This window comes from Paraburkholderia elongata, from assembly GCF_013177735.1.
Taxonomy (GTDB): Bacteria; Pseudomonadota; Gammaproteobacteria; order Burkholderiales; family Burkholderiaceae; genus Paraburkholderia; species Paraburkholderia elongata.
Genome location: NZ_WOEZ01000030.1, coordinates 21389 through 27664, shown reverse-complemented (window position 1 = coordinate 27664; position 6276 = coordinate 21389). Strand labels below are relative to the sequence as shown.

Below are 6276 nucleotides of genomic sequence, written 5' to 3'. Positions count from 1 at the left end.
TGTCGGGTAGCCGGACGCGGTTGCCCGCGCCCAGCCCCCTAAGAACCGTGCGTGCTCCTTTCGGTCGCACACGGCTCAAGCCTCTGCCAAGGCACCTTTCGATACCCGCGTTCACAACTTACTTCCCGGCATATTGACTTCCATGGCAATCGGGATGGTGCAGTTGAATGTTGCTCGCCGCGTCTGATCCGCCTTCGGTTCTTTTCACAATGAACCGGGTCGCCCAAGTGCTACCCGGCGCGATCGGTTCCTGACAGGTCGGACACAGGCCATCCTGCCGTAGCCAGACGCGGTAGAGTTTTACCCTGCCCCTTGGCGAGTTCATCATCTTCATGCCCCAGCGGGCTTCAAAGTATGGTTCCCACTTCGGGTCGTGCGGGTTTGCTCCGGCCTTGATCTTGATGTGCCGCCGTATTGGCGTGTCGGCTTCCTTCAGCAAGGCGAGCTCTACTCGACTTCCATCCTTCTGTTTTTCGGTTGCGGAAAATACCCAATTCCGGGAGCCTTGGGTTTTGAAGTATTTCTCTTTCACCCAGCGGGCTCCTTTCTCCGGATGTCGCCGAACCGCCCACTGCCACAGCATTGCCCAGACATGTGAATCAATCTTGCCAAAGGTTTCCTTGGCGACCACATGGCGGTGATAGTTCGCCCAACCACGAAGAATCGGATTGAGCAGCCGTATCAGATTTGCCTGTTTAGCCGTCTTGTTGCCTTTGATGACTTCCCGGATCGTGTCAAGATGGGCCTTGACATTCGCTTTCGACGGCTTGATCAACAGCTTGCCGTTGTACTTGCGGAAATTCCATCCGAGGAAGTCGAACCCTTCGTCGATGTGCGTTACCTTGGTCTTTTCCGGCGACAGAACAAGTCCGCGTTCTGCCAGGAATGCGACCACTGTGGGCTTGACTTCGTTTTCCAGCCATTCTTTCGAGTTGCCTGTAATGATGAAGTCGTCCGCGTAACGCACCATGTGCATCTTCAGCCTAGTCTGCTCCGCTTTTGGAAATTTCTTCGCAAGCATCGCCTCCAGACCATCCAGGCTCATGTTTGCCGCGACCGGTGAAATAATTCCGCCTTGCGGCACACCAGCCTCGGTCGGGAAGAGTTCGTCCTGATACACATATCCCGCCTTGAGCCACTTCTGCAGGATCACCTTGTCCGTGGGGATGTTGGCGACCATCCATGCGTGGCTGATCTCGTCGTAACAGGCCTTAATGTCGGCTTCCAGTACCCACTGTGCGTTGGCCTTTTTTGCGAGGACAATGAAGCACTGCGCCCCCGCGTCGGCTGTCGCGCGTTCCGGCCTGAACCCATATGAGTTCGGGTCGGCAGTGGTTTCCGCAATGGGTTCGAGCGCTAGCAAATGTAAAGCTTGCATTGCCCTGCACCGCATCACGGGTATACCGAGCGCCCTCATTTTCCCGTTCTTCTTCGGTATCATTACCCGTCGAAGCGGCAGAGCCGAATAACCCCGTCTCTTCAACGACGCAATCGCGTTGGTCTTTGCCCTCGGTGTTTTCCAGATGACCTTGTCGACACCGGGGGTGTTCTTGCCTTTATTTTCAGTCACCCGCTTGACGGCTAATGCCTTGCCGCTGAACGAGTGGGTCAGCAGCCATTGCAAGGCTTTCACCTTGTTATGCTTGCCGGCCTGTGTCCACTTCACAATACGCGCTTGCAGCCGTCTTACCTGACGCTGGACATCGGCCCAACTGATGCCGTCCCATGCCACGCCGGAAGGCGCACACGCTGGTGTTGCTGCGTCCATTTGCTTCCCCTCCGTTAAGATGGTTCTACCTACTCTCTTGTGACGAGAGACCATGAGGAAGTCTGCCCGCTTTCGCGTGGGATGATGTTGCAACCCCTATCCATCCGATTACAAGATGGCGTTCGCTTTGTCCTCAATCCTTCGCCCGCATCGCCATGGGCAAGCCTTGCGGCTTGCTGTCCCCGAGGGGAGCGATACGGGATTTCCACGTTCCACTCGTAAAAGTACGTCGACTTAGGCGCCTGCTATGGGCCGGGAAGCATATGGGTCACGACCGCGTAGCCTGAAAACGCTAGTCCCACTTCCATTACCTTTTGGTTCAAGCGTAAAAGCCATTTCCGCTTGTTTCTAGTAACGACCTTTATCGCAGATTCACATGTGTTCGCCATATCGACTACCTGGCACTCATCCGGCTTATGGCTGCCAGAAGGGTACGCCTCTCGCGATTGATACCCCGCACCTCGCGGTGCTTCGTTACGTTGTCCGGTTCGCACTTGATTCAGAACCGTAGGTTCATCCAGTGACATGGATGGTCCCTTCCTGTTGAAGTAGGGACAACTTCTACAAGCGACCTCGTGTCGCACTCAGACGACTAAATTCATCCGCGGGATGTACGTCCCCCAGCGACATCTTGAGCAGTTCGGCTTCCTGATACCCAAAGGTCCGCTGCGCGGCACCATTGACTGCGACAATGCTCAGCGACTCATTGTCGTATATCCAGATTGGCAGCGGATGCTCATCAAAGAACCGCTGATACCGGGCGCGTGCTCCGTCAGCCAGACGTAGCGCAGCTCGAAGCCGCCTCGCTATGCGCGCGTTCCAACGCATCAGGGCGAGCAGCAGAGCCGCAGCCGTCAAGCCGCTCGCGAGCAGTGCGGCAGACACCCACTTGGCGTCCGATGAGGACTGACTGACAACGGAGTCGAGCGTGGCATCCGCTTCCATCCGGACATCGACGACATGTTCGAGGACGCTATAAAAGTACGCATCAATCTCGCTCAACGCCGGGTCCCCGAGGCCAACGCTTCCAGGTCTCGAGTCGACCCGTCGCGCCAACGCATTGCTGCGTTCGCCGAGCTTGCGCATCATTTCATCGAGTTCGTTCAGGCGCGAGAGGCAATCTTCACGCCCCCGACATCCGAGGCGTGCATCCCCCGTCAATTCGAGAAGCGCCGACATCGGAAAGTTGTAGGCGGTGCGCTTGTAAAACGGTCGGGTGCTAATCAGCGTGTAGAGTTGGCCACGTTCGTCAAGCATCATCTGCTGGACCTGGTCGAGGTCGTGTTTCAGTCGACCTGATTCCCGCAGCGTGCTGAGTGAATTCTCCTGCTCATGCGTCTGACGGCGTGCCAGAAACGTGTTCATGCCGATCGCCAGAAGAATGAAAGCGACTGAAATTATAGTGAAAGCTTTGCGGGCGAGATCCCGATTGAACGTCAACCCTGCGAGCGTTATGGTTTCCCGTTGCCGCGGCGTCCCGCTGTTCGAGCGATTGGGGTGCGGTTTTGCCATACATGGCCTCGAGTCCGTCAGACCCCCAAGATAACGGCCAGTACTGTGAAATTCTTAAGCGCGGCAGGCGCGAAAATTCGAACGCTGAGCAAAACGGCAAAGAGCGCCGGAGCCAAACACTATTGACTCCACGCAAACATCAGCGACGTTAGCGCCACTCAGTGGTCAGGAGCGCAGCACACCTTTCAGGCGTCCTAACTCGGCCGGCCGGGTATATGACCGATACAGTTCGCCGACTGTACCGAATGCCAGCGCCGGCTTGAGAGTCGCACCGGGAAGTGCGTCTGTAATCCAAACGAAGGCATTCATTTCGCGTTGAGCAGCATGCACTGCTGCAGTGAGTAGTGTGAGCGCCCGTTCTGCTGAGTGCCCACCAAGGTCGACGAAGCAGCTCTCAAATGGATGCTTCGTTGCACTCTCGACGCGTAACGCTGACTTTCGAACGTCCAAATCAATCTCCCACGAGGATTGCCCGTTCTGTATACCACCTGAATATGACAATCCGTCATGTCCCTCGATCAACAATCGTCGAAGTAGCCGAACGTCGATACTTTTCAGTAACGCTCAATCTGCTCTCGTGGCGCGTGGCGAATGTCGGTACCCTTAACAACGTAGATGACAAACTCAGCAATGTTGGTGGCATGGTCGCCGATACGCTCGATGGCCTTCGCTATGAACAGGTAGTCGAGCCCCATTGTGATTGTCACGGGGTCTTCCATCATGGACGTTATGAGCTTGCGCACGAAGGCCCCGAACTCGTTATCGATGGCTGCGTCGTCCTGCACAATCTGCGCTGCCGCAACGGTATCCATCCGCGCAAATGCATCGAGCGCGTGACGAAGAATATTTGCGGCCATCTCGCCCGAGGCTTTGATTTCAGCGATGTTGACGGTCCGCGTGGTGGTCACCATGGCAATGCGGCGCGTTCGCTTCGCAATCTTCCGGGCCTCGTCGCCAGTACGCTCGAGGTTGGTGATGCACTTCGAGGCGGCCATCAGAAGCCGCAGGTCACGAGCGGTGGGTTGCCGGCGAACGATGATGTTGCTAACTTCTTCGTCGATTTCTATTTCCATCGCGTTGAGCCGGCGTTCACTCTCCAGGACCTGCTCGACAAGCGCCAGATCAAACGTGTTCAGCGCCTCCATCGCGCGCGCGATCTGCGCCTCCACCAAGCCGCCCATTTCGAGCAGCCGGGTTAAAAGCAGGTCGAGGTCGACGTCGAACCTGCTGGAAAGATGCTTATCCGACATCTTCGTTCCTCGGACAAACTTGCCTGTGACGCAATGCTCAGTGACACGATGCCGTGGCTCGTCCGAGCAAGCGGCGGCGCGACTACGTCGCGTTGCTCAGGCAGATGCACGCATGGCGGTATGCGTTCCTGGGGAAGTGAAAGGCTTTCCTGGTCGGCTTCCTGACGCTGGCCTCGATCATGGTCATTCCCCGGTTGACAAACGATATAAACAGTATATACCGTTTTCTTGAGCGCTTCTGAATTGCATCGGCGACGTCACTCCACGAATATGATCCGCAGGTTGTCCACACAATCTGTTTGCAAGGTTGTGGGCGATTCGCGAGCGATCGAGCGGAGCCAAGCCACTGAAACGATTGGATTTGTTCCGTGCGCGCTCGACCCGTGCATTTGACGGGTCACCCGTGACCGGTACGGAATTGTGGAGCAAGAGCACACCACTGTTCAGGGATACGAAAGAATCTGCGCAGACAAAACGATGACAACTGACCCGCTCTCAACGATAGGCCGATTCAATTTGCATACGGGTCGACAACATCGTTTAATCGCCTTTCCGCAGGCGCGTTCGTCCCCTACTCTTCGAAAGCCAGGAGAACATCATGGCCCTACCCAACTTTGAAAATGTCGTCAACGCAGTCGCCTCTGACACGAATACGCCGACTGAGACGGTGTCGAAAATGTATGCGGACACATGGGCCGAGTACAGCGACGGTGCGCGAATCCTGGACTACCTGACCGTCCTGGTCGCCAAACGCGTTCGTGAAAATCTGCGCGGTATTCGGCAAGACCGGCACTAGGCGAGCGCCACAAAGTTCATCAAGTCGGCGCGAAGTCGTTGCAAGGTGGTTGCTCACCGACATGTCGCGCCGCGCGGAAACGAAGAAGCGGAAATTAGCCAGGAGGTGAGTCACACTGGGGGTTGGGGCGAGGCGGCGGCTGAACGGCTACCAGGCCGTGCGCAATGCCTCGTGCGCGTGCTGCATGTGGTGCCTCTTCTGGTCCTGCAGATACCCGACGGCCTCTTTGACCACCTTTGGCTCACCGAGCTGGACCGAATACTCCCGAAGCAACGTTTCACTCGTGACGAGGTCATTGAGCTTCCCGAGTTCGTCCTGCACCGACGTCAACCGCTCAATCGTGGCCTGATGACTGCCATCGAGGACCGGCGAAAAGAACTCCAGCAGATATCGCAGCTTCTTCCCTGCGATGCGCACTTCATGAAGCGCAACGTACCCTGAATGTTTATCCGATACCGCTCGCTTCACCCGCTTCCTCAACGCGTTCTCGGCTGATTCCACACGGTCCTCGGCAAACCAGGCAAGCGTAGGACTGGTGGCTCGCGAATCCAGTTGCTGTCGGGCACCTGTCACTGCGCGCTGGAGTATCTGCTCGACACCAGCGTTCCCGATTGTTCTTCGACTGAACGACAGAGCGTCAGCACGATGCTCGTCCACAGACTCGAGCAGTGCGGCGAACGTGTGCTGCATCGACCGGTCAGTTGCAAGCAGGCCGCGCAGGATATCCCAGTCGCGAGTTTTGCCTGCAGCGTCGGAGAGAGATTTGAACTCGCCACGCTGCAGCTTCGAGTCTTTCCGGTCGAGTAGTGGCTCGTACGCCCACCAGAGTGAACGCAAACGGCGCAGCGCGACTCGAAGCTTGTGCAGTACTTCAGGGTCTGCTTTCAAATGCAATGCGTGAGCACGCCGGGCGGCATCTGCAGAAATTGACGTCGCCATACATACGAACC

The 6276-nt window shown here is 56.8% G+C and carries 5 protein-coding genes; 1 reads left to right on the top strand and 4 read right to left on the bottom strand.

Annotated features, from left to right (window positions below; genetic code table 11):
- Window positions 1–118: 118 nt before the first annotated feature.
- The 3 genes from ltrA to phoU all read right to left on the bottom strand — a co-directional run bounded on the left by ltrA (window position 119) and on the right by phoU (window position 4530).
- A complete protein-coding gene (gene ltrA, locus GNZ13_RS05300) occupies window positions 119–1768 on the bottom strand; it encodes a group II intron reverse transcriptase/maturase (RefSeq protein WP_172161158.1) in 1650 nt (549 codons plus the stop codon).
- A gap of 561 nt (window positions 1769–2329) precedes the next feature.
- Complete coding sequence (locus GNZ13_RS05295) at window positions 2330–3133, bottom strand: PAS domain-containing protein (RefSeq protein ID WP_172161156.1); 804 nt, start codon at window positions 3131–3133, stop codon at window positions 2330–2332.
- A gap of 701 nt (window positions 3134–3834) precedes the next feature.
- The gene (gene phoU / locus GNZ13_RS05290) at window positions 3835–4530 is read right to left on the bottom strand and encodes a phosphate signaling complex protein PhoU (protein WP_172161154.1); all 696 of its coding nucleotides are present in this window, start codon (window positions 4528–4530) and stop codon (window positions 3835–3837) included.
- 598 nt (window positions 4531–5128) lie between these two features.
- Here phoU and GNZ13_RS05285 point away from each other — a divergent pair.
- Window positions 5129–5326, top strand: coding sequence for a DUF3562 domain-containing protein (locus GNZ13_RS05285; protein WP_172161152.1), 198 nt, complete (start codon window positions 5129–5131; stop codon window positions 5324–5326).
- A 147-nt stretch (window positions 5327–5473) separates the two neighbouring features.
- On the opposite strand, the gene GNZ13_RS05280 is transcribed toward GNZ13_RS05285, so the two are convergent.
- Window positions 5474–6214, bottom strand: a complete 741-nt coding sequence (locus GNZ13_RS05280; RefSeq protein ID WP_236001817.1) for a CHAD domain-containing protein — start codon at window positions 6212–6214, stop codon at window positions 5474–5476.
- Between the last annotated feature and the right edge of the window lie 62 nt (window positions 6215–6276).

Bases quoted from the DNA above. Each gene is read 5' to 3' on its own strand.
- GNZ13_RS05295 (WP_172161156.1), bottom strand. From the start codon at position 3,133: ATGAACACGTTTCTGGCACGCCGTCAGACGCATGAGCAGGAGAATTCA.
- GNZ13_RS05285 (WP_172161152.1), top strand. From the start codon at position 5,129: ATGGCCCTACCCAACTTTGAAAATGTCGTCAACGCAGTCGCCTCTGAC.
- ltrA (WP_172161158.1), bottom strand. From the start codon at position 1,768: ATGGACGCAGCAACACCAGCGTGTGCGCCTTCCGGCGTGGCATGGGAC.
- phoU (WP_172161154.1), bottom strand. From the start codon at position 4,530: ATGTCGGATAAGCATCTTTCCAGCAGGTTCGACGTCGACCTCGACCTG.